22 protein-coding genes are annotated in these 24,251 nt (G+C 69.8%); 15 read left to right on the forward strand and 7 right to left on the reverse strand.

The genetic code is table 11. The features are described from left to right. Positions 1–420: 420 nt before the first annotated feature. The gene (locus tag P1Y20_RS12960; RefSeq protein WP_304449082.1) at positions 421–3,888 is read left to right on the forward strand and encodes a hypothetical protein; all 3,468 of its coding nucleotides are present in this window, start codon (positions 421–423) and stop codon (positions 3,886–3,888) included. Between the two features lie 132 nt (positions 3,889–4,020). Here P1Y20_RS12960 and P1Y20_RS12965 read toward each other — a convergent pair whose 3' ends face one another. Continuing rightward, positions 4,021–5,544 (reverse strand): Na+/H+ antiporter NhaC family protein, encoded by a 1,524-nt coding sequence (locus P1Y20_RS12965; protein ID WP_304449083.1) that lies wholly within the window; start codon positions 5,542–5,544, stop codon positions 4,021–4,023. Positions 5,545–5,682: 138 nt separating this feature from the next. Between P1Y20_RS12965 and P1Y20_RS12970 the strand changes: the two genes are divergently transcribed. After that, positions 5,683–6,087 (forward strand): hypothetical protein, encoded by a 405-nt coding sequence (locus P1Y20_RS12970; RefSeq protein ID WP_304449084.1) that lies wholly within the window; start codon positions 5,683–5,685, stop codon positions 6,085–6,087. Here P1Y20_RS12970 and P1Y20_RS12975 read toward each other — a convergent pair whose 3' ends face one another. Together P1Y20_RS12975 and P1Y20_RS12980 are read right to left on the reverse strand one after the other, a co-directional pair. Next, a complete protein-coding gene (locus tag P1Y20_RS12975; protein WP_304449085.1) occupies positions 6,088–7,179 on the reverse strand; it encodes an aminopeptidase in 1,092 nt (363 codons plus the stop codon). Positions 7,180–7,243: 64 nt separating this feature from the next. Next, a complete protein-coding gene (locus P1Y20_RS12980) occupies positions 7,244–8,332 on the reverse strand; it encodes an aminopeptidase (protein WP_304449086.1) in 1,089 nt (362 codons plus the stop codon). 135 nt (positions 8,333–8,467) lie between these two features. Between P1Y20_RS12980 and P1Y20_RS12985 the strand changes: the two genes are divergently transcribed. Next, the gene (locus P1Y20_RS12985; protein WP_304449087.1) at positions 8,468–8,761 is read left to right on the forward strand and encodes a GYD domain-containing protein; all 294 of its coding nucleotides are present in this window, start codon (positions 8,468–8,470) and stop codon (positions 8,759–8,761) included. Between the two features lie 62 nt (positions 8,762–8,823). Further along, the gene (locus P1Y20_RS12990) at positions 8,824–9,831 is read left to right on the forward strand and encodes a threonine aldolase family protein (protein ID WP_304449088.1); all 1,008 of its coding nucleotides are present in this window, start codon (positions 8,824–8,826) and stop codon (positions 9,829–9,831) included. Positions 9,832–9,856: 25 nt separating this feature from the next. Here P1Y20_RS12990 and P1Y20_RS12995 read toward each other — a convergent pair whose 3' ends face one another. The 3 genes from P1Y20_RS12995 to P1Y20_RS13005 form a co-directional block, all read right to left on the reverse strand. Continuing rightward, positions 9,857–9,988: a DUF7859 family protein gene (locus P1Y20_RS12995; protein WP_304449089.1), complete on the reverse strand. Its 132-nt coding sequence runs from the start codon at positions 9,986–9,988 to the stop codon at positions 9,857–9,859. Between the two features lie 172 nt (positions 9,989–10,160). Beyond that, positions 10,161–10,658 (reverse strand): hypothetical protein, encoded by a 498-nt coding sequence (locus P1Y20_RS13000; RefSeq protein ID WP_304449090.1) that lies wholly within the window; start codon positions 10,656–10,658, stop codon positions 10,161–10,163. A 63-nt stretch (positions 10,659–10,721) separates the two neighbouring features. Continuing rightward, a complete protein-coding gene (locus tag P1Y20_RS13005) occupies positions 10,722–11,219 on the reverse strand; it encodes a metallophosphoesterase (protein ID WP_304449091.1) in 498 nt (165 codons plus the stop codon). Positions 11,220–11,291: 72 nt separating this feature from the next. Here P1Y20_RS13005 and P1Y20_RS13010 point away from each other — a divergent pair, with 72 nt between their 5' ends. Together P1Y20_RS13010 and P1Y20_RS13015 are read left to right on the forward strand one after the other, a co-directional pair. After that, entirely contained in the window at positions 11,292–12,239 is a 948-nt protein-coding gene (locus P1Y20_RS13010; protein WP_304449092.1) for a cation diffusion facilitator family transporter, read from the forward strand. A gap of 103 nt (positions 12,240–12,342) precedes the next feature. Beyond that, the gene (locus tag P1Y20_RS13015; protein WP_304449093.1) at positions 12,343–14,523 is read left to right on the forward strand and encodes an ATP-dependent DNA helicase; all 2,181 of its coding nucleotides are present in this window, start codon (positions 12,343–12,345) and stop codon (positions 14,521–14,523) included. Here the strand turns inward: P1Y20_RS13015 and P1Y20_RS13020 are convergent. After that, positions 14,520–15,005 (reverse strand): 2'-5' RNA ligase family protein, encoded by a 486-nt coding sequence (locus tag P1Y20_RS13020; protein ID WP_304449094.1) that lies wholly within the window; start codon positions 15,003–15,005, stop codon positions 14,520–14,522. The two genes, P1Y20_RS13015 and P1Y20_RS13020, sit on opposite strands and share 4 nt — an antisense overlap. Positions 15,006–15,290: 285 nt before the next feature. Here P1Y20_RS13020 and P1Y20_RS13025 point away from each other — a divergent pair, with 285 nt between their 5' ends. The 9 genes from P1Y20_RS13025 to argF all read left to right on the forward strand — a co-directional run bounded on the left by P1Y20_RS13025 (position 15,291) and on the right by argF (position 24,246). Continuing rightward, the gene (locus tag P1Y20_RS13025) at positions 15,291–16,541 is read left to right on the forward strand and encodes an argininosuccinate synthase (protein WP_304449095.1); all 1,251 of its coding nucleotides are present in this window, start codon (positions 15,291–15,293) and stop codon (positions 16,539–16,541) included. Further along, positions 16,541–17,995, forward strand: a complete 1,455-nt coding sequence (gene argH / locus P1Y20_RS13030; protein ID WP_304449096.1) for an argininosuccinate lyase — start codon at positions 16,541–16,543, stop codon at positions 17,993–17,995. The genes P1Y20_RS13025 and argH overlap by 1 nt, the downstream gene beginning before the upstream one ends. Positions 17,996–18,205: 210 nt before the next feature. Further along, complete coding sequence (gene lysW / locus P1Y20_RS13035; RefSeq protein WP_304449097.1) at positions 18,206–18,370, forward strand: lysine biosynthesis protein LysW; 165 nt, start codon at positions 18,206–18,208, stop codon at positions 18,368–18,370. Between the two features lie 52 nt (positions 18,371–18,422). After that, on the forward strand, positions 18,423–19,301 hold the full coding sequence (gene lysX, locus P1Y20_RS13040; protein WP_304449098.1) for a lysine biosynthesis protein LysX: 879 nt from the start codon (positions 18,423–18,425) through the stop codon (positions 19,299–19,301). Beyond that, complete coding sequence (gene argC / locus P1Y20_RS13045; protein ID WP_304449099.1) at positions 19,298–20,335, forward strand: N-acetyl-gamma-glutamyl-phosphate reductase; 1,038 nt, start codon at positions 19,298–19,300, stop codon at positions 20,333–20,335. The genes lysX and argC overlap by 4 nt, the downstream gene beginning before the upstream one ends. Beyond that, positions 20,332–21,159 (forward strand): acetylglutamate/acetylaminoadipate kinase, encoded by an 828-nt coding sequence (locus P1Y20_RS13050; RefSeq protein ID WP_304449100.1) that lies wholly within the window; start codon positions 20,332–20,334, stop codon positions 21,157–21,159. The genes argC and P1Y20_RS13050 overlap by 4 nt, the downstream gene beginning before the upstream one ends. Further along, on the forward strand, positions 21,156–22,283 hold the full coding sequence (locus tag P1Y20_RS13055) for an aspartate aminotransferase family protein (RefSeq protein WP_304449101.1): 1,128 nt from the start codon (positions 21,156–21,158) through the stop codon (positions 22,281–22,283). The genes P1Y20_RS13050 and P1Y20_RS13055 overlap by 4 nt, the downstream gene beginning before the upstream one ends. Continuing rightward, positions 22,280–23,347, forward strand: a complete 1,068-nt coding sequence (locus tag P1Y20_RS13060) for a [LysW]-lysine hydrolase (protein WP_304449102.1) — start codon at positions 22,280–22,282, stop codon at positions 23,345–23,347. Before P1Y20_RS13055 ends, P1Y20_RS13060 begins: the two co-directional genes overlap by 4 nt. After that, complete coding sequence (gene argF / locus P1Y20_RS13065; protein ID WP_304449103.1) at positions 23,347–24,246, forward strand: ornithine carbamoyltransferase; 900 nt, start codon at positions 23,347–23,349, stop codon at positions 24,244–24,246. Before P1Y20_RS13060 ends, argF begins: the two co-directional genes overlap by 1 nt. Positions 24,247–24,251 lie beyond the last annotated feature (5 nt).

Genomic DNA, 24,251 nt, shown 5'->3' on the forward strand with positions numbered 1-24,251 from the left:
TGCCACTCAGGTTCGCTCTCCGCGACCTGTTTATATACGTTCCCCCTATATCGGCGATACGAGGGCCCCTGCGCTCGATTTCTCGGTCGTTCCGTCGACCGACTCCCGGCCGACCTCGATTATCAGTATTGAATCTTGTGGCTTACTGCGTAACGAAGTCCTCTCCACAATGATATTCTATTTGGTAATATATTATTTATGATAGGTACTCTATCTTATAGGATGGCCCGAAGGCTCGAGGTACTCCGTTCGTGTGAACGCTCCTAAACGTCTTGGAGTGTCAAATATAGCGGAATTCGGATGAGATAGTGGCCTAAACTCCATAGATACATAATCGAACATATCTTATTTTGTAACTTTCATCAGATATTGATTTACAACAAAATACTTATTACATCGTAATCGATGAATGAAACTGGCATGGACGAATTGGCACGTGAGAACGTGAGCGATCAGACAGCAGAACACGGCTCCTCGATGGAGGGGGAGCGAGACTCCGGGCGGTCGATGCTCGACCGCCGCGCGTACCTGAAACTCGGAGCGGCGGCGGCGGGCGTCGTCGCGGTCGGCAGTCGGGCCGGCCGCGCGGCGACGACGGGCCGTCACGGCATCGACTTCGACCGGGTACTGAACGCGGTCGAGGACCTCGGGATGGACCCGGACGGGAACGAACCGATCGACGACGCGCTCTACGGCGCGATGGAGAACGGCACCCTCATCGAGTTCCCCCCGGGGCAGTACCTCTTCGAGGACTACACCCTCCAGCGCGGACTCCGCCGCTTCGGCGTCCGCGGACTCGGCGCCCACCGTAACGACGTCGAGTTCATCACCCCGCCGGGACGGTCCAGTTACTTCCTGTTCGTCCGCGGCGGGAGCGACATCCTGCTCGAGAACGTCACGTTCCAACAGCGTGCCCGGAAGGACGCCGGCGACATCGGGAACGTCATCGTCATCGAGGACAACCTGCAGGTCCACGACATCGAGTTCGCGGGGTTCAACTCCTCGGGCTCGGCGGACCGCTGGGCGCTCCTCCCGAAACTGACGGACCCCGACGGCGAGGGCCTCATCACGGGCTTCGTCCACACCGGCCCCTCCGATTTCAAACCCCACGGCATCAACGACGGCGCGGGCGGCGTCTTCGAGGGACACAACGGGAAACTCATCTACCGGAACTGTCACATCGAGAACGCGGCCGGCGACGGCGGCCTCTACACCGGGAAACACGAGGGGTCGACGAACTTCGAGAACTGTTTCTTCAAGAACAACGACATGTGTGTGATGCGCATGGGTGCCGGGTCGTACATCCGCGACTCCACCATCGTCCTCGACTGGGACGACGCCCATCCGGAGAACACAGGTGACGTCGGCGGCGTCAACGGCCTCTACTTCTCCAGCGGCCAGTTCGGCAAGTCCGGCGGCGGCATCTACAACTGCGACATCATCACCCGCAAGCAGGACGGGAACAACGACGCCCTCGGGTCCGTCTTCATCAACGCCTCCGACGGCGACGTCACCATCAAGGACACCCGCATCCAGAACGACGTCGACGGCCAGGCGGCCATCTACGCGTGGGCTCCCGGCGAGCGCTTCTCCTCGCACGGCACGCCTCCCGAGTCCGACTGGGGGTTGACCCTCGAGAACGTCTCCATCACCGGATCGGGGCGCTCGACGAAGGGCGCCGTCTTCCTCGACACGCGGCCCGAGACGGTCATCCGCGACTGCTGCATCCAGATGGAGAACGACGACGGCATCCACCTGCGCGAATCGCCGGACTGCGTCGTCGAGAACACGACCATCAACGTCCCCGGCAAGGCCATCGACTACACCCGGTCGTCGGCGGACACGAGCGGTCTCCAGTACGGCGAGAGCTGTCCGGTCCCGAGCGAGACCTGGCGGCGCGCCGACGAGGACGAACCGACGGACTCCGAGGGCACTGACGACGGCGATGCCGACGATGGCGACCTGGTCGACGACGGGTCGACCCACCACCTGAAGCTCCACTCGACGGAGAAGGCGCCGTACCGGTTCACGGTGAGCGGCGACCTCGAGTTCGACCCGCGCTGGGGGACCGAGGACTACATCGAGGGCGACAGCGCCCGCGGCTTCCTCGTCGGGGGCACCGACGCCTACTACTTCACCGGCGTCGTCACCGACTTCGAACTCGACGGCGACGCGACTATCGAACTCGACGGCGGGGCTGTCACGCCCGAGGAACTGCGCTCGATGGGCGAGTCGGGGTCCGGCGGGTCGGACTCCGACGACGACTCGACCGACGACGGCCCCGACGCCACCACCCGCCGCCTGCGCATCGAGGGTGGGAGCGGCGACGACGTGGCCTCCTACACGGTCTCCGCCGACGGGACGTTCGACTCGCCCGAGACGCTCAACGCCGAGGACAGCATCTCCGACGACGGCTCGACCGTCAGCGGGACGGTCGCCGGCTACCGCGACATCTTCGACTTCACCGGCGACATCGTGGCCATCGACATCGACGCCAACGCGACGGCGTACGTCGAGGGGCGACCGGTCGACCCCGCCTCCGTCGGTGACGCGGACGACGACGGGTCCGACGACTCCGGTTCGGACGACTCGGGCGATGGCAGTTCGGGCGACTCCGACGGTTCGGAGGACTCGAACGACGACTCGGGGTCCGACGGTTCGGAGGACTCGGAACCGGTCGAGCACCACCTGAAGCTCTACTCGCCGGAGAAGTCGCGCTACGACCTCACGGTGACGGGCGACCTGCGATTCGACACACGGTGGGGGAGCGAAGACCACCTCGACGGCAACAGCACGTGGGGTGTCCTCGCCGGCGGCACCGACGCCTACTACTTCACGGGGTCGGTGACGGAGTTCGACATCGAGGGCGACGCCACCATCGAACTCGACGGGAAGGTCGTCACTGCCGAGGACGTGCGTGCGATCACCGACGAGACCGAGGAACCGGACGCACCCGAATCGGGCGACGACGATGGTTCGAACGACTCGGACGGCTCCGACGGTGACTCGGGGTCCGACGGCTCGGAGGACTCGAACGACGAGTCGGACGGTTCGGAGGACTCGGAACCGGTCGAGCACCACCTGAAGCTCTACTCGCCGGAGAAGTCGCGCTACGACCTCACGGTGACGGGCGACCTGCGGTTCGACACACGGTGGGGGAGCGAAGACCACCTCGACGGCAACAGCACGTGGGGCGTGCTCGCCGGCGGCACCGACGCCTACTACTTCACGGGGTCGGTGACGGAGTTCGACGTCGAGGGCGACGCCACCATCGAACTCGACGGAGCGACCGTCACCCCGGACGTGGTTCGCTCGGTCACCGACGAGACCGAGTCGGGCGGCGACGACGAGTCGGACGCCGACACGGACGACGACTACCCGCACAGCATCGCCATCGTCGGTCTCGACACCGTCGCGAGCTACGAGTTCACCGTGGGCGGCGACGTCGCCCCCGACACGGACACCGGGACGTTCGACGCGGGCGACAACGTCTCCGGCAGCAGCGCCGAAGGTGCCGTCTCGGTCGGCACCGACGCCTACCTGTTCTCCGGCTCCGTCACCGACTTCCAGCTCGACGGGCCGGCGGCGGTCTACGTCGACGGCCAGCAGGTCGACCCCGACCTGCTCGCGACGAAGGGGCTCGCCGGCGCCGCGCTGACGCACACGTTCGTCGTCGACGGCACGGACAGCGACCCCTGCTCGTACGACCTGACGGTCGACGGCCTCGTGGTCAAGCACCCGTGGGGGAGCGACGACGCCGCGACGGACGTCGTCGAGGGGACGAGCGTCTCCGGGCGCGTCGACGGCGGCGTCGACGCCTACCACTTCCGCGGCGACCTCACCGAACTCGCGATGGACGGCACCGCACAGCTCTCGTTCACCGAGTAACGAGGCGACGACCGACGCGCCGTCGCCACGACTGCTGTCGTCTCACACCCTCTCACGTCCGTGCCGGCGCGACGCCGCGCGGACCGGTTTCACCGCCCGCGAGCGACGGCTCCGCCGCGTGGCGGCTCCGGCTCAGTCGTCCTCGGCCAGCGAGCGGGCGGCGGCCGCGATACCCGCCTCGGTCTCCTCGCCGCGTCGGGCGATGCGCCAGCCGGTGAGACCCATCACGACGACGACCAGCGGCGAGAGGAAGCCGAAGAAGTAGTACGGCGCGTACGCGAGCGTCGGGACGCCGAGGACCGTCGCCATGTAGACCCCCCCGGAGTTCCAGGGGACGAGCGCGCTCGTCGTCGTCCCGCCGGCTTCGACGGCCCGCGAGAGGTTGCGCGTCTCCAGGTCGAACTCGTCGTAGATGTTCCGCAGGCTGATGCCGGGGACGACGATGCTCATGTACTGGTCGGCCGAGAGCACGTTCATCGAGAACGCGGCGGCGACGGTGCCCGCGGTGAGGCCGGCGACGCTCGAGACGGCGCGGCCGATGGCGTGGGCGACCACCGCGAGGATGCCCGTGCGTTCGAGCAGTCCGCCGAGCGCGAGCGCCGCGACGATGATGGTGATGGTCCACGCCGACCCGACGAGGCCGTCGGTCGCGAGCAGGCTGTTCACCTGCTCGACGCCCGTCTCGGGGGCGGTACCGCTCTGTGCCACCTCCCACGCGGCGGTGAACGACTCCGCGGTCACCGTCTGGGCGAGCGACGCGAGCGTCCACGTCCCGACGAACGGGCCGCCCTGGACGAGAATCTGGACGAGGGCGCCGACGATGGCGCCCATCCCCAGCGTGGGGAGCGCCGGGTAGCCGCGGAGCGCGAGGCCGAACGTCAGGAGGAGGGGGACGAACACGAGCGGGTGGACGGTGAAACTGCCCGCGATGGCCCCCTGGATGGCCTCGATGCGCCCCGGCGGGACGGCGCCGTCGAACCCGAGGCCGAGGGCGGCGTAGCCGAGCACCGAGATACCGAGGGCGATGCTCGTCCCGACGCGCATCGTCCGGACGTGACTCATCAGGTCGGTGTTGGTGACGGCGGCGGCGAGGTTCGTCGTGTCCGAGAGGGGGGATATCTTGTCGCCGGTGTACGCCCCCGAGAGCACCGCGCCGGCGGTCATCGGTTCGGGGACGCCGAGGCCCACCCCGATGCCGATGAACGCGACGCCGAGCGTCCCGGCCGTGGTCCACGAGGAGCCGACGGCGAAGGCGACCACGGCCGCGAACAGCGCGGCGGCCGGGAGGAACACCCGTGGGGAGAGCAGGTCGAGGCCGTAGTAGATGAGCGCCGGGATGGTCCCCGCGCCCATCCAGGTGGCGATGAGCGCGTAGATGACGAAGATGATGAGGATGGCCTGCATCCCCATCACGAGACCGTCGACGATGCCCTCGTACAACCGGCGCCACGGGATGCCGAGCCAGTAGCGCCCGACGGCGCCGGTCAGTGCGATACCCCACAGCAGGGGGAGTTGCGGGTCGAGACCGAAGACGAGTTTCCCGACCCCGAGGAAGGTCAGCATCCCGACCAGCGGGACGAGCGCCTGCACCAGCGACGGACGCTCCTCCGGCGCCAGGTCGTCGTAGGTGAGCGGCTCGAACGACAGGTCAGCCATTACCCGCCGTATCCGCCCGAGACATTTGTATGTCTCTCACAATGAATACCACGCATATCTCAACTCGCCTGCACGAATCCGTCGTCCGCCCGACGGCGAATACCGACAGGGAAGTGTGCTCGCGAACTCCACATCGCCATGCAGTCACCGGAACACGCTGCCGTCGGAGCCGTCGTCAGCGCCGTCGCGCTCGTCCCGCTCGTGGACGCCTTCTCGCCCCCCGCGCTCGCCGTCCTCTGGGGGTACGGCGTGGCGCTGAGCGTCTTCGTCGACCTCGACCACTTCCTCCTGGCGCGCCTGCTCTCCGGCGACTGGTCGCACCTGCGCTCGACGCTGCGACGGGGCCGGGGGGCGTTCGTCGACCAGGCCGGTACCTTCCGTGGCCTCGAGATGGAGCGCCGCAGGCACCTCTCGCACCACGCCCTCGGGGGGGTGCTGGTGGGCGGCCTCGCGCTCGTCTCGGCCCCGCTGGCGGTCTTCACCGCCGTCGTCCTCTACACCCACGTCCTCTGCGACCTGCTGCGGGACAACGAACTCGTCTGACTACGCCTCGAAGCCGTCCTCGAAACGGAAGGTGCCGTCGCGCTGGACGACCTCGCCGTCGACCTCGATGGTGGAGTCCTCGCTCATGTCCACGATCATGTCGACGTGGGCGGCCGACTCGTTGGCCTCCACGCCCTCGGGGACGCACTCGTCGATGGCGTCGCCGACGGCCATGTGGACGGTGTCGCCCATCTTCTCGTCGAAGAGCATGTTGTAGGTGAAGCGGTCGATGGCCCGGTTCATGCCGATACCCAGTTCGCCGAGGTAGCGCGCCCCTTCGTCGGTGTCGAGGGTGGCTTCCAGGACGTCGACGTGTCCGGCGGCGTCGAAGTCGACGACGCGACCCTCCTCGAAGCGGAGGAAGACGTCGGTGAGTTCCCGGCCGTTACGCATCACGGGTTTGTCGAACAGTACCTCCCCCTCGACGCTCTCGCGTACCGGCGCGGTGAACACCTCGCCGGCTGGCATGTTGTGGGTCCCCCAGTCGTTACAACCTCGCATCCCCTCGATGGACATCGTGACGTCGGTGGTGTCGCCCGAGCGAATCCGGACCTCCTCGCCCTCGGTGAGGACGTCCGCCATCTCCTGCTGGAAGTCGCGCTGGGCCTCCCAGTCCCGGTCGACGGCGTTCCACACGAACTCCTCGTAGGCGGCCGTCGACATCTCCGCCTTCTGTGCGCTCCCGGGAGCGGGGTACTGGGTGATGACCCAGCGCGTCTCCAGCCGTTCCTTGAACACGGGTTCGTGCGCCCGTCCCCGGGCGGCGTTCTTCTCGGGGGCCACGTCGCTCGTCTCGGCGAGGTTCGTCCCCCCACCGATGGCGATGACGACGTCCGTCGCCTCCATCTCGGCGAGGCGGTGCTCGGGCGTCCGGAAGGCCTCCTCGTCCATCGCGCGGCCGTACTCCCGTTCGGCGCGGGCGCTGCTCCAGTGGAGCGTCGGCTGGGCACCGATCTCACCGAGACGGCGGTAGAGCGCGACGACGAGGTCCTCCGCGACCGGCGGCGCGACGACGACCACGTCGTCCTCGGCCGTGACGCCGGTACACTGGTCGACGAGCACCTCCGCGTGCCGCTCGATTCGGGGGTCCATACCCCGAGGTACGGACACGGCCACTAAACCCTTCCCAGAACGAACCTTCTGTCGGCTCGCGTGACTACGCCTCGAAGCCGTCCTCGAAACGGAAGGTACCGTCGCGCTGGACGACTTCACCGTCGACCTCGATGATGGAGTCCTCGCTCATGTCCACGATCATGTCGACGTGTTCGGCGCTGCGGTTCACCTCGTTGTCCTCGCCGACGCACTCGGCGTAAGCGGACCCGACGGCCATGTGGACGGTGTCGCCCATCTTCTCGTCGAACAGCATGTTGTAGGTGAAGCGGTCGATGGCCCGGTTCATGCCGATGCCGAGTTCGCCGAGGTAGCGCGCGCCCTCGTCCGTCTCGAAGATTCCGTCGAGGACGGATTCGTTGCGTTCGGCGCTGTACTCGACGACGCGCCCCTCGTCGAAGGTGACGTGGACGTCCTCTATCTCGCGGCCCTGCCGGTAGAGCGGGAGGTCGAAGTGGACCGTCCCCTCGACGCTCTCGCGCACCGGCGCGGTGAACACCTCGCCGCCGGGGAGGTTCTTCTTCCCCGTGTCGTTGATGGCGACGTTGCCCGCGATGGACATCGTGAGGTCGGTCCGCTCGCCCGACCGGATGCGGACCGACTCGCCCTCGTTCAGGACGTCGACCATCCCCTGCTGGAACTCGCCCTGTGCGTCCCAGTCGAGCGAGACGGCGTCCCAGACGAAGTTCTCGTAGCCCTCGGTGCTCATGCCCGCGAGCTGGGCGAAGCCGGCGGTCGGGAACTGGGTGCCGCACCAGCGCTTCGAGAGGCGCTCGGTGAGGACTGGCTGCATCGCCCGCCGGTGGGCGGCGGTGGTCTCGGGGTCGACGTCGCCCGTCTCGCTCGCGTTCTCGCCGCCGCGGACGGCGACGTAGACGTCCATCTCCTCGTAGAGCGCGAGGAGGTGCGAGGGCGTCTCGAACTCCCCGTCGTGGTTGCGGAGGTACGCCCGGGCGGCCCGCTCGCTGCTGTTCGTGTAGACGGGGGTCGCGCCGCGGTCCGCCACCTCCTCGTGGAGCGCGACGACGAGGTCCTCGGCGTCGGCGGGGGCGCTGATGACGACGTTGTCACCCTCCCCGATGTCCGTCGAGTGGTCGGCGATGATGCGCGCGTGGTCGCGGATTCGCGGGTCCATGCCTCGGTACTCTCCCGTTCCGGTGATACCGCTTTCGCACGGTCCTCCCACCGTGACCTCACGCATCCCGTGAGATATATCTATCTACTGTCACGTCGTCGCCTCGTACGCCCGGGTCCGCCCGGGCGTGGTAGCATGCCGACGTTCATCCACCTGGTCTCGTACACCTCTGAGGGTATCGAACACATGAACGAGAGCCCCGAGCGCCTGGAGGCGGCGCGGGAGGTGGCCGACTCGGTCGGCGGCGACCTCTCGCAGTTCTTCCTCACGCTGGGCGGCTACGACGCCGTGGCCGTCGGGGAGTACCCCGACGCGGAGGCGGCCGCGCGGGCCGCCATCACCATCGCGGGCGAGGGGGCCGTCAGGACGGAGACGCTGCGGGCGTTCACCGAGGACGAGTACCGCGACGTCGTCGACCAGCTCCCGTAGGGTCACGACCCCGGCCGGCCCCGACCGCACCCTATTTGGGCTCGTCCCCCGCATCACTGCGCATGATAGACCTCCGGAGCGACACGGTCACGCGCCCGAGCGACGCGATGCGAGAGGCGGCCCGCGACGCCGCCGTCGGCGACGACGTCCACCGCGGCGACCCGACGGTGGCGGAACTCGAGACGCGCGTCGCGGACCTCCTGGGCAAGGAGGCCGCCCTCTACGTGCCGAGCGGGACGATGGGCAACCAGATAGCCGTCCGCGTCCACGCCGACCGCGGCGAGGAACTCGTCTGCGAGCGCGAGTGCCACATCTACAAGTGGGAACTCGCCGGCGCCGCACAGCTCTCGGGCGTCCAGCCCCGGACCGTCGACGGCGGCGCGCGCGGCGCCCTCACGCCCGGGGCGGTCCGCGAGGCGTACGTCGCGCCCAGCAGTCACCGCCCCGGTACCGGCCTCGTCGCGCTGGAGAACACCCACAACAGCAGGGGCGGCGTCGCGCTCGCGCCCGGGGAACTCGACGCCGCCGCCGAGGCGGCCCACGACCTGGGCGTCCCGGTCCACCTCGACGGCGCGCGCGTCGCCAACGCCGCCGTCGCCCACGACGTCCCCCTCGACCGCATGGTCCGCGAGATGGACTCCGTGATGGCCTGTCTCTCGAAGGGGCTGGGCGCGCCCGTCGGGTCGATGCTCGCCGGCGACGCCGAGTTCGTCGAGCGCGCGCGCCGGGTCCGCAAACTCCTCGGCGGCGGGATGCGCCAGGCCGGCGTCATCGCCGCCCCCGGTCTCCTCGCCCTGGAGAACGTCGACCGACTCGCACAGGACCACGAGAACGCCCGCGTGCTGGCCGACGGCCTCCGCGACCTCTCCGGTCTCTCCGTGCAGTCGCCGGAGACGAACATCGTCCTCGTCCGGACCGAAGAACCGGCGAGCGCGTTCATCGACCGCATCGCCGAGGTCGACGTGGCCGCCTCGGAGTTCGGCGAACACACGGTCCGGTTCGTCACCCACCTCGACGTCTCGCGCGAGGACGTCGAGACGGCCGTCGAGCGTGTCGAGTCCGTCCGCTAGCGTCGCTCGACGTCCCTACCGACGGTCACCGCCGGTCGCCGTCGAAGCCCTCGCGGAAGGCGAGCGCCGTCCGCCGGAACATCAGATAGATAGCGAGGAGGAAGACGGCGATGGCGCCGATGACCACCAGCGTGACGATGTCGAGGCCGAATATCATACCGGAGGTGACGCCCCGCCGAGGAAAGACGTTTCGGGGATGTAACGGTCAAACCGTGATTTGAGCCTCCAGCGAGTATATACCTCCACCGCGCTTCGGGGTAGTCGTCGCTTCGGCCCTCCCCGTTCGACGTGCCCTCCTTCACTCTCTCCACTGTCGTTCGACGCCCGACTCACGGGTACTCCGCCGTCGCCCGCGTCCCGTCGACGTTCAGTTCTGCCGCCACGACCCGAGTCGGCGGAGCCTCGTCGAACCGCACCCCGACCTCGTAGCCGTCGACGCTCATGTCGTCCGAGCACCCCCCGCCGAACAGCCGGTTGTCCGGGTGGTTCGCGCTCTTTCCGTCCACGATTTCGACCGTCAGGACGCCGGATTCGTAGGTCACGTCGCCCAGCGCGACCTCCTTGCACTCGCTCGACCCGACGGCGAGCGCGCCCTGCACGCGGACCGACTCGCCGTCGACCGCGATGACGGGTGCGTCTTCGGAGACGCCCGACTCCACTTCGGAGACCGGCCCGGTCCGAACGCTCCCCGGGTCGCGGCGCTCGAACGTGACGGTGCCGAACGGTTCGTCCGTCGTCCGCGGGTCGTCAGAGGATTCGCCCGAGACGCTGGTCAGACACCCGGCGAGCAACGGGAGGGTTCCGACGAGGAGGGTCCGACGGCGCATAGCCGTTTCTTGTATGTTAGTTTATATATATATATTCCCCCGACTGTTCGCGCTCGAATCACGCTACACCGCGAACGACTCGACGACGCTCCCGTCCGGACGGACGAGTTCCCCACGCAGGGGGTCGGTGTGCAGTTCGGCGTGGGCGGGTTCGTACCAGCGCGGGTCGGCGTGGCTGCCGGGGTTCAGCACCGGCACCTCCCCGAGGTAGTCGAAGCCGGGGCGGTGGGAGTGGCCGACGACGACGAGGTCGGCGTTCGACTGGCGGCCGAACAGCGCGAGGCTGGTGTCGGTGTGTTCGTGCCCGTGGGCGACCGCGAGGCGGACGCCCCCGTGCTCGACCACCCGCGTCTCGGGGAGGCGTTCGCGCACGCCGGGGGTGTCGTTGTTCCCGACGACGCCCGCGAAGGCGGCGCTCTCGGCCTCGAAGGCGTCGAGGACGGCCTCGGTGCAGAAGTCGCCCGCGTGGACCACGAGGGCGGCCTCGCGGACGGCGTCGAGCGTCCGTCCCGCCAGTCGGTGGCCCGTCCGGCCGTGCGTGTCGGAGACGACGGTAATCACGCTCGTCGTGTGGGCCGGGTGGACCGTGGCTCTGGCGGTAGCTCTTTGCCACTCCCTCGACTGCGGACAGTAATGGCAAGCAGCAAGTCGGTCGTCATCGCCGCCCTCATCGCCAACGGGTCCATCGCGGTCATGAAGTTCCTCGGCTACCTCCTCACGGGGAGCCCCTCGATGCTCTCGGAGACGTATCACTCCATCTCCGACACGGGCAACCAGGTGTTCCTGCTGGTCGGCATCCGCTACAGCGGCCGCGAGGCCGACCGCGACCACCCCTTCGGCTACGGGAAGGCGCAGTTCTTCTACGCGTTCCTGGTCGCCGTCCTCCTGTTCGGCATCGCGGGCTGGGAGTCGCTGCGACACGGGTACGAGGCCATCGTCGACCCACACGCCGTCTCGACGAACCTGGTGACGCTCCCCGTCGTCGGGACCGAGATACCGAGCGTCTGGGTGAACTACGCCGTCCTCCTCTTCGCCATCCTCTTCGAGACGTGGGCGCTCTGGAAGGCCTACCAGGGACTCTCGGCGCAGATGGTCGAACACGAGTGGGCGACCCTCCGGGAGGCGTTCCGCAAGACGAGCGACGTCACCACGCTGACGGCGTTCACGGAGGACTCCATCGCGCTCGGCGGTGCAGCCATCGCCCTGGTCGGCGTCTACCTCTCGCAGGTGACCGGTAACCCGATATACGACGCCGTCGGGTCGGTGGTCATCGGCCTGATGCTGATGGGGTTCGCGCTCGCACTCGCCTGGGAGAACAAGCGCCTCCTGCTCGGCGAGTCGGTCGCCGGGGACGAGGACGAACGCCTGCGCACCATCATCCGTGACGCCGAGGGCGTCACCCACATCGACGGCTTCCGAACGGTCTACTTCGGTCCCGAACAGTTGCTCCTCACCGCGGACGTCAGCTTCGACCCCGACCTCGGGACGGAGACCATCGACGAGCGCATCACCGCCATCGAGCGGGCGCTGAAGGACGCGGAACCCCAGATACGGAAGGTGTACCTCGAACCCGAACTCTGACGCAGCGTTCCGAGACGAGACGGCGGACACGTGCGACGCGCCGCCCGCCGGGCGACCGTACCCGTGCGTAGACTTTTACGTCGTCGGGAGCGAATCGTCCGTAGTGACCGCGCCGGCCCACTTGCGATTCTTCCCGTACGGAGAGCCGTACGACCACCAGCGCGAGGCGATGGCGAACATCGCGGAGGCGCTCGACGCGGGGCGCGACGTGCTGTTCGAGGGTGCCTGCGGGACGGGCAAGACCCTCGCGGCGCTCGCGCCGGCGCTCGACCACGCCCGTCGGACCGGGAAGACGGTCGTCATCACCACGAACGTCCACCAGCAGACCCGCCAGTTCATCGAGGAGGCCCGCGCCATCACGCGCGAGGAGCCGATTCGGGCGGTCGTCTTCCGGGGGAAGGGTTCGATGTGCCACATCGACGTCGGCTACGAGGAGTGCCAGGCGCTCCGGGACACGACGCGCTCGCTGGTGGAGGCCGAGCGCGACCGCCGCGACCTCGGCGACCGCGAGGACGAGTTGCTGGAGGAGGCCCAGCGCGGGGCGGACGGCGCCGCCGAGGGCCGCGAGGCCGTGATGGACGAACTGGCCGCCCTCGACGACGAACTCGACGAGTTGCAGGAGGCGGCCACCTGCGAGTACTACTACAACAACCTCGTCGGCGACACCGACGAGTTCTACGAGTGGCTGTTCGAGGACGTCCGCACCCCCGACGAGATATACGAACACGCCAACGACCTCGGTTTCTGCGGCTACGAGTTGCTGAAGGAGGGGATGGAGGGGGTCGACCTCGTCGTCTGCAACTACCACCACCTCCTCGACCCGATGATACGCGAGCAGTTCTTCCGCTGGATCGGCCGCGACCCGGAGGACGTCGTCGCCGTCTTCGACGAGGCGCACAACGTCGAGGAGACGGCCCGCGACCACGCCACCCGCACCCTCGCCGAACCGACGCTCGACGGCGCCCTCGCGGAACTGGAGGAGGTGACCGACCCGCGGTGTGAGGCGACCCGCAACGTCGTGAGCGCGTTCCGGACGGCGCTCGTCGCCACCTACGACGACGCGCTGGCGTTCGGCGAGCGAGCGGGCGTCGACGAGGACTGGTACGACCTCGCCATCACGAACGAGCGCGGCCGCGACGACCTGACGCTCGCCTTCCTCGACGCCTACACCGGCCGGGGTATCCACGAGGACCTGGACGAAGCACTGGAACTCGGCGCGGCGCTCGACCGGCGGTACCACGAGGCGTACAAGGAGGGGGAGACGCGCACGCGAAAGGAGTGTCGCGTCCTGCAGGCGGCGACGTTCGTCGACGACTGGCTGCGCGACTCGAACCAGGAGGGCCAGTACCCGGTGGTGTCGGTGCGCCGCGACGGCACGAGCGACGACGTGTACGGCCGCGCGGAACTGTACACCTGCATCCCCCGGCAGGTGACCGAACCGCTGTTAGAGGAGCTCTCGGCGAGCGTCCTGATGAGCGCGACGCTCCGGCCGTTCGACGTGCTCGGCGACGTACTCGGTCTCACCGACGAGGAGGAGGGGCCGCTGACCATGGCCTACGGCCAGCAGTTCCCCGAGGAGCGCCGCCGGACCTACGCCGTGGACGTGCCGGCGCTGTTCGCCAGCCGCCGGGACGACCCCGCCACCCAGCGTGCGGTCCAGAGCGCACTGGAGGACGCCATCAGGTTCACGCCCGGCAACACGCTCGTCTTCTTCCCGAGCTACCGGGAGGCCGAGCGCTACCACGACCGCCTCGCGGTCGACGCCACGCGCTACCTCGACCGGCCGGGGACGCGCGTCGAGGACCTCCGCCGGCGGTTCGTCGCGGACGACGACGGCGTCCTGTTCACCTCGCTGTGGGGGACGCTCGCCGAGGGGGTGAGCTTCGACGACGACGACGCCCGCACCGTCGTCGTCGTGGGCGTCCCCTACCCCCACCTCGACGACCGGATGGACGCCGTCCAGGACGCCTACGCGACGGCGTTCGCGGACGCCGGCGACGACCCCGGCTGGGAGTACGCCGTCGAGGTCCCCACGGTACGAAAGACCCGCCAGGCGCTCGGCCGGGTCGTCCGCTCGCCGACCGACTTCGGGGTGCGCGTCCTCCTCGACGAGCGCTACACGCGCCGTGCGCGCCGCGAGATGCGCAAGTACAGCGTCGCCGACTCCTTCCCCCCGGAGGAGCGCGCGGAGACCATCGACGTCCAGTCCGAGAAGCTCCGCTTCGCCATGCTCAACTTCTACTCGGACATGGACGCCTGGGCCGACGCCCCGCCCGCGCCCTAGCCGAGCGGAATCACGGAGACCCGCTCGCGGTAGTCGGCGTGCCACAGCCACAGGTCGTCGATACGCCACTCGACGCCCTCGACCGGCCACTCGCAGAACCGCCGCACCTCGCGCGAATCGCCGCCCCGCCCGAGCGTGACGTGCGGGACGTAGTCTGTCCCCTCGATGCCCTCGATAGGGTCGAACGACTCGCAGAGGCGGTCGTGGAGGCGACGGAGGCCGGGGCTCTCGACGACGAGGTGGGTGACGGGCCCGGTCGGGGCGTCGAAGGCGTCCAGTCCGGCGAGCCGTGCGGCGCAGGCGGGGGCGTCCGCGAGCAGGGTGCGACAGCGCGTGGTCAGGTCGCGGTGGTCGCCCTCGCCGAGGCGTTTGACGACGAGCGTCGGTCGTCGACGCGGACGGACGCCCGAGGGCAGGTCGTCGCGCAGGTCGGCGGCAACCTCCGTCACTCGAGACGGGAGCGGCGCGTTGAGGCTGTACACGGTGGCGGTGGGACGGAGAGGGGGATAACCGTCGCGGCTCCGTGTCCCTGTGTCGCAGAGTCATATCGGCGGCACTTGCCGTCCGAGTCAGGCTTAAGTCGATACGGTCGTACGGTGTGGGTAATGACACGGACCCAGCGCGCTGCCGGCCCTGCCGCCGAAAGCGACGGGTGCCGCCTCGTTCTCGTGCGACCGCGACCGGGCCGTTAGGCCCATCTCTCTTCATCCCCCCGTCCCGGTTCGCACCGCTTTCGACCACACCACCCACGAGAACACCACACCACAATGTCCGAATCGACCGTCGCGCTCGCCTTCTCCGGCGGGCTCGACACCACGGTCTGCGTACCGCTGCTGAAAGAGGAGTACGGCTACGACGACGTCGTCGGCGTCACCGTCGACGTCGGTCAGCCCGAAGCCGAGTTCGACGAGGCCGAGGAGACCGCCGAGGCCCTCGACCTGGAGCACTACGTCGTCGACGCGACGGAGGCGTTCGCCGACCTCTGTCTCCAGTCGGTCCGCGCGAACGCCGACTACCAGGGCTACCCGCTCGGCACCGCCCTCGCGCGCCCGGTCATCGCCCAGGCCATCCTCGACGTCGCGGAGGAACAGGGCTGCGCCGCCATCGCCCACGGCTGTACGGGCAAGGGCAACGACCAGTTGCGCTTCGAGGCGGTCTGGCGCGACTCCGACCTCGAGGTCATCGCGCCGGTGCGCGAACTCGGCCTCACCCGCGAGTGGGAGATGGAGTACGCCGCGGAGAAGGACCTCCCCGTCGAGGGGGGGAACGAGGGCGCCTGGAGCATCGACACGAACCTCTGGAGTCGCTCGGTCGAGGGCGACGACCTGGAGGACCCGGGCTACGTCCCGCCGGAGGACATCTACGAGTGGACGGAGACGCCGGGGAGCCGCGACGCCGAACTCGTCGAGGTCGAGTTCGAGGACGGCTACGCCGTGGGGCTGGACGGCGAGACGCTCGACGCGACCGACCTCATCGAGCAACTGAACGAGGTGGCGGGCGCCCACGGCGTCGGCCGCACCGACATGATGGAAGACCGCATGCTCGGGCTGAAGGTCCGCGAGAACTACGAGCACCCCGCCGCGACGGCGCTGCTCACCGCCCACGAGGCGCTCGAAGGGCTCGTCCTCACGCAGGAGGAGCGCTCGTTCAAGTCGCAGGTCGACCGCCAGTGGGGCGAGAAGGCCTACGAGGGGCTCATCGCCGCGCCGCTCGTCACCGCACTGGAGGGGTTCATCGACGCCACCCAGTCGCGCGTCACCGGGACGGTCACGCTCAAACTCGAGGGCGGGCAGTGTCGCGCCGTCGGACGCGAGAGCGACTACGCCGTCTACTCGGAGTCGGCCGCCTCGTTCAACACGGAGACGGTCGACGGCATCGCACAGGCCGACGCGACGGGCGTGGCGAAGTACCACGGCTTCCAGTCGCGTCTCGCGAACGCCGTCCTCGCGAAGGCGGGGGCCGACGACGCCACCGAGGCGCTCGTGACCGACGGCGGCGACGACGACACGGAGCAGTGATGAACGACGGCGAGGGCGCGGGCGACGTGGTCCGCCGCGAGCGCTTCAGCGGCGGCCCCGCGCGGGGGTTCCTCTCCTCGCTCGCGGCCGACGAGCGCATCTTCGCGGCCGACCTCGCGGTCGACCGCGCCCACGTCGTCATGCTCGCCGAACAGGGCATCATCGAGGCCGACGAGGCGGCCGACGTCCTCACCGCGCTCAACATCGTCGAGGTGAACGGCCACGGTTCGCTCCCCGACGGCGAGGACGTCCACGCGGCCATCGAGACGGCCGTCATCGGCGAAATCGGCCCCGTCGGCGGGAAGATGCACACCGCCCGCTCGCGCAACGACGAGGTGGCGGCGTGCATCCGCTATCGCCTGCGCGAGGACCTCCTCGCGGCCGTCGAGGCGACGCTCGCGCTGCGCTCGGCGCTCGCGGAGGTGGCGGCCGCACAGGTTGGGACGGTCATGCCCGGCTTCACCCACCTCCAGCCGGCCCAGCCGACGACGGTGGCGCACTGGGCGCTCTCCTACGAACAGGCGCTGCGCCGCGACACGGCGCGGCTGTTCGACGCCTACGGTCGGACGAACCGCTCGCCGCTGGGCGCGGCGGCGTTCGCCGGCACGACCTTCGACGTCGACCGCGAGCGCACCGCCGAGTTGCTCGGCTTCGACGGCGTCGTGGAGAACGCGATGGACGCGAGCGCGGCCCGTGACTTCCTCGTGGAGTCGGTCGCCGCGCTCGCGGGGCTGGCGACGACGCTCTCGGGCCTCGCGGAGGACCTCGTCGTCTTCGCGAACAAGGGGTACGTCGACCTCTCGGACGACTACTCCTCGACCTCCTCCATCATGCCCCAGAAGAAGAACCCCGACACGCTCGAACTCGTGCGGGCGTGCGCCGGCGACGCGAGCGCGGGGCTCAACGGCCTGCTCACGACGCTGAAGGGCCTCCCCCGTGCGTACAACCGCGACCTCCAGCGCGCGACGCCCCACGCCTGGCGGACGGTCGACGCCGTCACCGAGGCGACGGAGGTGGCCGCCGGCGCCGTTGCCACCGCGACGTGGCCCGAGGAGGCGCTCGCGGCCGCGGCAGGCGAGGGGTTCTCGACGGCGACCGGCGTCGCCGACCTGCTCGCCCAGCACGGCGTCCCGTTCCGGACGGCCCACGAGGTGGTGGCGCTCGCGGCGGAGGGCGGGTCCGACGCCGCCGCCGTCGAGGCGGCCGCCGCCGAGGTGCTCGACGCCCCCCTCACGGAGTACGTCGACGCCGACGCCGTCGCGGCGGCGCTCGACCCCGGGGCGAGCGTCGAGAGCCGCGACTCGGCCGGTGGCCCCGCGCGGGCGGCCGTCGACTCGCAGCTCGCGAGCGCCGAGGAGGCGCTCGCGGCCGCCGAGGCGACCTACGAGTCGCGCCGGGACGCGCTCGCCGAGGCGACGGAACTGCTCACCGACGAGGTGACCGCGTATGTCTGAGCGCGCGTTCCCGGCTCGACCGCCGGTCCCGCGACCGCGCCCACGACCGCGCCCGCCGTCCCCCCGGGGACGAGCACACATATCGAATTCACGAAACGTTCGTGAACACGGCCCGAACGCCTGACACACGCGCAGAGGGTAGTGCCCGTTTGTAGATTTTCTGATAAGTTCGACGGGTTTAAGTGTACGTGTGTGGGATATGGAGGTACAATGGCAACCTGTACCGAGTGTGGGGCCGACGTGTCCCTCTACGACGACATCGAGGTCGGAGAGATAATCGACTGTGACACCTGCGGTGCGGAACTGGAGGTCATCGAGGTGGACCCCGTGACGCTCGAGACCGCGCCCGAACTCGAAGAAGACTGGGGGGAGTGAGGATGCACGGTGTCGGCACAGTGACCCTCGGCCGCGACACGCGGGGCCGCCGATGAGAGTCGGCGTCCTCTACTCGCGGATTCGGCGGGACGAGAAGCTCCTGCTGAACGAACTCCGCGAGCGCGGCCACGACGTGGAGAAGGTGGACGTGCGCGCCCAGCGCTTCGGGCTCCACGAGCCGCCGGCGGCGCTCGCCGACTGCGACGTCGTCCTCGACCGGTGTCTCGCGACCAGCCGGAGCGTCTACGCGACGCGGTTCGTCGAGAGCTACGGCATCCCGGTGGTCAACGGCCCGGAGACGGCGGCTATCTGTGCCGACAAGGTGCGTAACAGCCTCGCGCTGGCGAACGCGGGCGTCCCGACGCCCGAGACGGAGGTGGCGTTCACGAGCGACGCCGCCCTCGAGGCCATCGAGTCGTTCGGCTACCCCTGCGTCCTCAAGCCCGTCGTCGGGTCGTGGGGCCGGCTGATGGCGAAGATAGACTCCCGGAGCGCGGCCGAGGCAGTCCTCGAACACAAGGAGACGCTCGGCCACTACGAGCACAAGGTGTTCTACGTCCAGGAGTTCGTCGACAAGCCCGGCCGTGACATCCGCGTCGTCGCCGTCGACGGCGACCCGGTCGCGGCGATGACCCGCTCGTCGGACCACTGGCTCACCAACGCCGCGAAGGGCGGCGAGGTGACCGCCTTCGAGGTGGACGAGACGGTCCGTGACCTCGTCGGGACGGCCGCCGACGCGGTCGGCGGCGGTCTGCTCGGCGTCGACCTGATGGAGGTCGGCGGCGAGGGCTCCGGCGAGTACACCGTCCACGAGGTGAACCACACGGTCGAGTTCAAGGCGCTCGACGGTACCGTCGACGTCGACGTGCCCGCGCGGGTCGTCGACTGGCTCGAAACGAAGGCCGCGCGGGCGACGGAGGTGTCGGCGTGACGACGACGGCCGCCGTCGTCGGCGCCTCCGGGTTCACGGGCGGGGAACTGCTCCGCCTGCTCTCGGGCCACCCCGAGTTCGAGGTGACGCAGGCGACCAGCCGGCAGTACACGCGCAAGACGGTGGGCTACGCCCACCCCAACCTCCGGCACCTCGACCTGCGCTTCTCGGACCCGGCGGACCTCGAGTCGGTGGACGTGCTGTTCGCGGCGACGCCCCACGGCGTCTCCATGGAGCACATCGACGCGTTCCGCGACGCTGCCGACACCGTCGTCGACCTCTCGGCCGACTTCCGTCTCCCCGAGGCGGCGCTGTACGACGACTGGTACGATGGGCACGACCGCCCGGAACTGCTGTCGGAGGCGACCTACGCGCTGCCCGAACTCACTCGCGAGGACCTCCCCGGCGCCGACCTCATCGCCGCCGGCGGCTGTAACGCCACCGCGACGATTCTGGGACTGCTCCCGCTGGTCGACGCCGGCATCGTAGACGGCGACCAGCGCGTCGTCGTCGACGTGAAGGTCGGGTCCTCGGAGGGGGGTGCCGGCGGCGGCGCCGCCTCCAGTCACCCCGAGCGCTCGGGCGTCGTCCGGCCCTACGCGCCGACGAGTCACCGCCACGAGGCGGAGATAGAGACGTACCTCGGGACGCGCGTCGCCTTCACCGTCCACGCCGTCGAGATGGTCCGCGGCGCGAGCGCGACCTGTCACGTCTTCCCCGACGAACCCGTCACGAAGGGCGACCTCTGGGGGGCGTACCGCGAGACCTACGGTGACGAACCGTTCGTCCGGACCGTCGCGGGCGGCGGCGGGGTGTATCGCTACCCCGAACCGAAGGCGGTCGCGGGGTCGAACCACGCCGAGGTCGGCTTCGAACTCGACCCGCGCAACGGGCGCGTGGTCGTCTTCTCGGCCATCGACAACATGATGAAGGGGTCGGCGGGCCAGGCGGTCCACGCCGCCAACGTCGCCCTCGGCTTCGAGGAGACCGCCGGCCTGGCGTTCACGGGGCTCCACCCCGTTGGTACCCCATGACCGTCGTCGTGAAGATCGGCGGCGCGCGTGCCGTCGACCCGAAGGGAGCGCTCGCCGATATCGCCTCGCTCGTCGAGTCGGGCGAGCGCGTCGTCGTCGTCCACGGCGGGTCGACCGCGGTCGACGACACGCTCGAAGCGATGGGCGAGACGCCCGAGTACGTCGAGACACCCGGCGGCGTCGTCGGCCGGTTCACCGACGAGCGCACGATGGACGTGTTCTCGATGGTCCTCCCCGGGAAGCTGAACACGGCGCTCGTCGTCGGCCTGCAGAACGCGGGCGTGAACGCCGTCGGCCTCTCCGGCGTCGACGGCGGCCTGCTGACGGGCCCCCGGAAGGGGGCGGTCCGCGTCGTCGAGGACGGCAAGCGCAAGATACGCCGGGGCGACCACTCCGGACGCATCGCCGAGGTCGACGGCGACCTGCTGGAGACGCTCCTCGACGGCGGCTACACCCCCGTCGCGACCGTGCCGATGCTCGCGAAAGACGGCGAGGAGTGGCTCGCGGTCAACTCCGACGCCGACCGGGCGGCCGCCGCCGTCGCGGGCGCCCTCGGCGCCGACCTCGTCCTCCTGACGGACGTGCCGGGCGTCCTCGCGGACCTGGAGGACCCAGAGTCGGTCATCGACCGCGTGGACTCGCCGGCGGCCTACGAGGCGCTGACCGAGGCCGCCGAGGGGTTCATGACCCGGAAGGTGATGGCCGCCACCGAAGGGCTGGAGGGCGGCGCGAGCAGCGCCGTCATCGCCGACGCGAACGCCGACGCGCCCGTCTCCGCCGCCCTCGGCGGCGCGGGCACCACCATTACACCCGACGCACTATGACCGGATTCGTCTTCTCCGAGAAACCCATCCGTATCGCCCGCGGCGCCGGTCCCCACCTCTACGACGAGTCGGGGACGGAGTACCTCGACTTCGGGGCCTCCTACGCCGTGACGCCGACCGGCCACTGCCACCCCGACGTGGTGGCGGCGGCCACCGACCAGCTGGAACGGCTCATGTACGTCCAGGGGTCGTACCCGGTCGACGCCCGCGACGACCTCTACGACCGTCTCGCGGCGTGCGCGCCGGGCGACCTCGACTACACCTGGCTCTGTAACTCCGGGACGGAGGCCAACGAGGCGGCGCTGAAGTTCGCCCGCCACGCGACGGGCGACTCGAAGGTCGTCGCCGCGACCCAGAGCTTCCACGGCCGGACGATGGGGTCGCTCGCGGCGACCTGGAAGGGGAAGTACAAGCAGGGGTTCGAACCGCTCGCGGGCGGCTTCGAGTTCGTCGAGTACGGCGACGCCGAGGCGATGGCGGCCGCCGTCGACGACGACACCGCCGCGGTCCTGCTCGAACCCATGCAGGGCGAGGGGGGCATCAACCCCGCGCCCGACGGCTACCTCGCCGCCGTCCGGGAGGCCTGCGACGACCACGGCGCCGCGCTGATACTCGACGAGATACAGACCGGCCTCGGCCGGACCGGCACCATGTGGGCCTGCGAGTCCCACGACGTGGTCCCCGACGTCCTCACCACGGCGAAGGGGCTGGCGAGCGGCCTGCCCGTCGGCGCCACGCTCTGTCGGGAGTGGGTCGCCGAGGACGCCGGCAACCACGGCTCGACGTTCAGCGGCGGGCCGGTCGTCAGCGCGGCGGCCGCCGCCACACTCGACGTCATCGAGCGCGAGGACCTCGCGGGGCGGGCCGCCTCGATGGGCGACTACCTCGTGAGCGAACTCGACGCGGCCGTCGGCGAGGACGTCCGCGACGTCCGCGGCGAGGGACTGATGCTCGGCGTCGAGGTGCGCCGCGGGGCCAATCGCCTCCTCCCGAAACTGGCGATGAACCACCAGATACTGGCGCTGCCGGCGGGGCGGACGGTCCTCAGGCTGCTCCCGCCGCTGGTCGTCGAGCGCGAGCACTGCGACGCCGTCGTCGAGGCCGTCGCGGAGGTGATGGGATGAGCGTTCTCGCCACCGTCGGCGAACAGGAGGCGCGCGACCTGCTGCGGACGCTCGTGACGACGCCCTCTGTCAGCGGGAACGAGCGCGCCTGCGCGGACCACCTGGTCGCGTTCTTCGAGCGCCACGGCCGCGAGGCGTGGACCGACGAGGTGGGCAACGTCCACGCGCCCGCCGACGACAGCGTGCTGCTCACCTCCCACATCGACACCGTCCCGGGGGACATCCCCGTGGAAATCGCCCCCGCGGAGGGGAGCGACGAACCCGCCCTCTGGGGGCGCGGGAGCGTCGACGCCAAGGGGCCGCTCGCCTCGATGGCCGTCGCGGCCGTCCGCGAGGAGGTGAGCTTCATCGGCGTCGTCGAGGAGGAGCGCACCTCGACGGGCGCGCGTCACGTCATCGACTCCGGGCGGCCCGAACCCGACGCGCTCGTCAACGGCGAGCCCTCGGGGTCGAACGGCATCACGCTCGGCTACCGCGGCCTGCTCTCGGGGACGTACGTCGCCACGAGCGAGTCGGGCCACTCCTCGCGCCCGGAGAACAACGCCATCCAGGACGCCGTCGCGTGGTGGGACCGCGTCACCGAGGCGTTCGAGGAGGACGAGTGGACGCCCGTCTTCGAGCGCGTCACGCCCAAACCCGTCGCCATCGAGGGCGGGACGAGCGACGACGGCCTCTCCGTCGAGACGACGATGGAGGTGCAGTTCCGCGTTCCCCCGGCGTACTCCGTCGAGGAGGTGCGCGAGCGGGCCGACGGCGAGTTGAACGGCGGCACCGTCCGCTGGCACGACTTCGTCCCGCCGGTGATGACGAGCGCGCGCACCGAGGTGGCCCGCGCCTTCCGCGTCGCCATCCGCCAGCAGGACGCCGACCCCCGGATGCTGCGCAAGACCGGTACGAGCGACATGAACCTCTTCGCCCAGGAGTGGGACTGCCCGATGGTCACCTACGGCCCGGGCGACTCGGACCTCGACCACGCACCCAACGAGCACCTCCCGCTGTCGGAGTACGACCGCGCGGTCGCCGTCCTCTCGGACGTCGCGGCCACCCTCAAGGGGGAGGCCTGATGGCGACGGCCGCCCGGTCGGTCCGGGACGTGGACGACCTCTCGGCCGAGGAACTCCGCACGGTGCTCGACCGCGCGGCGAGCATGAAAGCCGGCGAGGGGGGGAGACCGCTCGCCGACCGGACGCTCGCCATGGTCTTCGAGAAGCCGAGCACGCGCACCCGCGTCTCCTTCGAGACGGGGATGACGCAACTCGGCGGCCACGCCGTCTTCCTCGGCCCGGACGACATCGGTATCGGCGGGCGCGAACCGGTCGCGGACATCGCCCGGACGCTGTCGTGTTACGTCGACGTCGTCATGGCGCGGCTGTTCGACCACGCCCACATCGAGGAACTGGCCGAGTACGCGACGGTGCCCGTCGTCAACGGTCTCACCGACGACGCCCACCCCTGCCAGACGCTCGCGGACCTGCTGACGATACGCGAGACCCTCGGCGGGTTCGACGGCGAGGTGGCGTGGGTCGGCGACGGCAACAACGTCGCCCAGTCGTTCGTCCTCGGCTGTGCGATGGCCGGCCAGTCGCTCACCGTCGCCACGCCGTCCGGCTACGGCATCGACGACGCCGTCCTCGACCGGGCGGCCGACCTCGGCGAGGCGCCGACGGTCACCGACGACCCCGCGGCGGCCGTCGAGGGGGCGGACGCCGTCTACACCGACGTCTGGGTGAGCATGGGACAGGAGGCCGAGCGCGAGGAGAAACTGGCCGCGTTCGAGGGGTTCCAGGTGAACGCCGACCTCCTCGCCGGCACCGACGCGCTCGTCATGCACTGTCTCCCCGCCCACCGCGGCGAGGAGGTGAGCGCCGACGTCATCGAGAGCGAGCGCGCGGTCGTCTGGCGGCAGGCGGAGAACCGCCTGCACGCCCAGAAGGCGCTGCTCGCGTGGCTCCTCGACGCCTGACCCGC

The organism is Halomarina ordinaria (genome assembly GCF_030553305.1).
In the GTDB taxonomy this organism is placed as follows: domain Archaea; phylum Halobacteriota; class Halobacteria; order Halobacteriales; family Haloarculaceae; genus Halomarina; species Halomarina ordinaria.

What these genes read in the sequence shown, in the direction of transcription:
- P1Y20_RS13060 (WP_304449102.1), top strand. Translation starts at nt 22,280, where the DNA reads ATGAGCGTTCTCGCCACCGTCGGCGAACAGGAGGCGCGCGACCTGCTG.
- argF (WP_304449103.1), top strand. Translation starts at nt 23,347, where the DNA reads ATGGCGACGGCCGCCCGGTCGGTCCGGGACGTGGACGACCTCTCGGCC.
- P1Y20_RS13000 (WP_304449090.1), bottom strand. Translation starts at nt 10,658, where the DNA reads ATGCGCCGTCGGACCCTCCTCGTCGGAACCCTCCCGTTGCTCGCCGGG.
- P1Y20_RS12995 (WP_304449089.1), bottom strand. Translation starts at nt 9,988, where the DNA reads ATGATATTCGGCCTCGACATCGTCACGCTGGTGGTCATCGGCGCCATC.
- P1Y20_RS12960 (WP_304449082.1), top strand. Translation starts at nt 421, where the DNA reads ATGGACGAATTGGCACGTGAGAACGTGAGCGATCAGACAGCAGAACAC.
- P1Y20_RS13055 (WP_304449101.1), top strand. Translation starts at nt 21,156, where the DNA reads ATGACCGGATTCGTCTTCTCCGAGAAACCCATCCGTATCGCCCGCGGC.
- argH (WP_304449096.1), top strand. Translation starts at nt 16,541, where the DNA reads ATGAACGACGGCGAGGGCGCGGGCGACGTGGTCCGCCGCGAGCGCTTC.
- P1Y20_RS12970 (WP_304449084.1), top strand. Translation starts at nt 5,683, where the DNA reads ATGCAGTCACCGGAACACGCTGCCGTCGGAGCCGTCGTCAGCGCCGTC.
- P1Y20_RS12980 (WP_304449086.1), bottom strand. Translation starts at nt 8,332, where the DNA reads ATGGACCCGCGAATCCGCGACCACGCGCGCATCATCGCCGACCACTCG.
- lysW (WP_304449097.1), top strand. Translation starts at nt 18,206, where the DNA reads ATGGCAACCTGTACCGAGTGTGGGGCCGACGTGTCCCTCTACGACGAC.
- P1Y20_RS13050 (WP_304449100.1), top strand. Translation starts at nt 20,332, where the DNA reads ATGACCGTCGTCGTGAAGATCGGCGGCGCGCGTGCCGTCGACCCGAAG.
- P1Y20_RS13025 (WP_304449095.1), top strand. Translation starts at nt 15,291, where the DNA reads ATGTCCGAATCGACCGTCGCGCTCGCCTTCTCCGGCGGGCTCGACACC.
- lysX (WP_304449098.1), top strand. Translation starts at nt 18,423, where the DNA reads ATGAGAGTCGGCGTCCTCTACTCGCGGATTCGGCGGGACGAGAAGCTC.
- P1Y20_RS12990 (WP_304449088.1), top strand. Translation starts at nt 8,824, where the DNA reads ATGATAGACCTCCGGAGCGACACGGTCACGCGCCCGAGCGACGCGATG.
- P1Y20_RS12965 (WP_304449083.1), bottom strand. Translation starts at nt 5,544, where the DNA reads ATGGCTGACCTGTCGTTCGAGCCGCTCACCTACGACGACCTGGCGCCG.
- P1Y20_RS12975 (WP_304449085.1), bottom strand. Translation starts at nt 7,179, where the DNA reads ATGGACCCCCGAATCGAGCGGCACGCGGAGGTGCTCGTCGACCAGTGT.
- P1Y20_RS13010 (WP_304449092.1), top strand. Translation starts at nt 11,292, where the DNA reads ATGGCAAGCAGCAAGTCGGTCGTCATCGCCGCCCTCATCGCCAACGGG.
- P1Y20_RS12985 (WP_304449087.1), top strand. Translation starts at nt 8,468, where the DNA reads ATGCCGACGTTCATCCACCTGGTCTCGTACACCTCTGAGGGTATCGAA.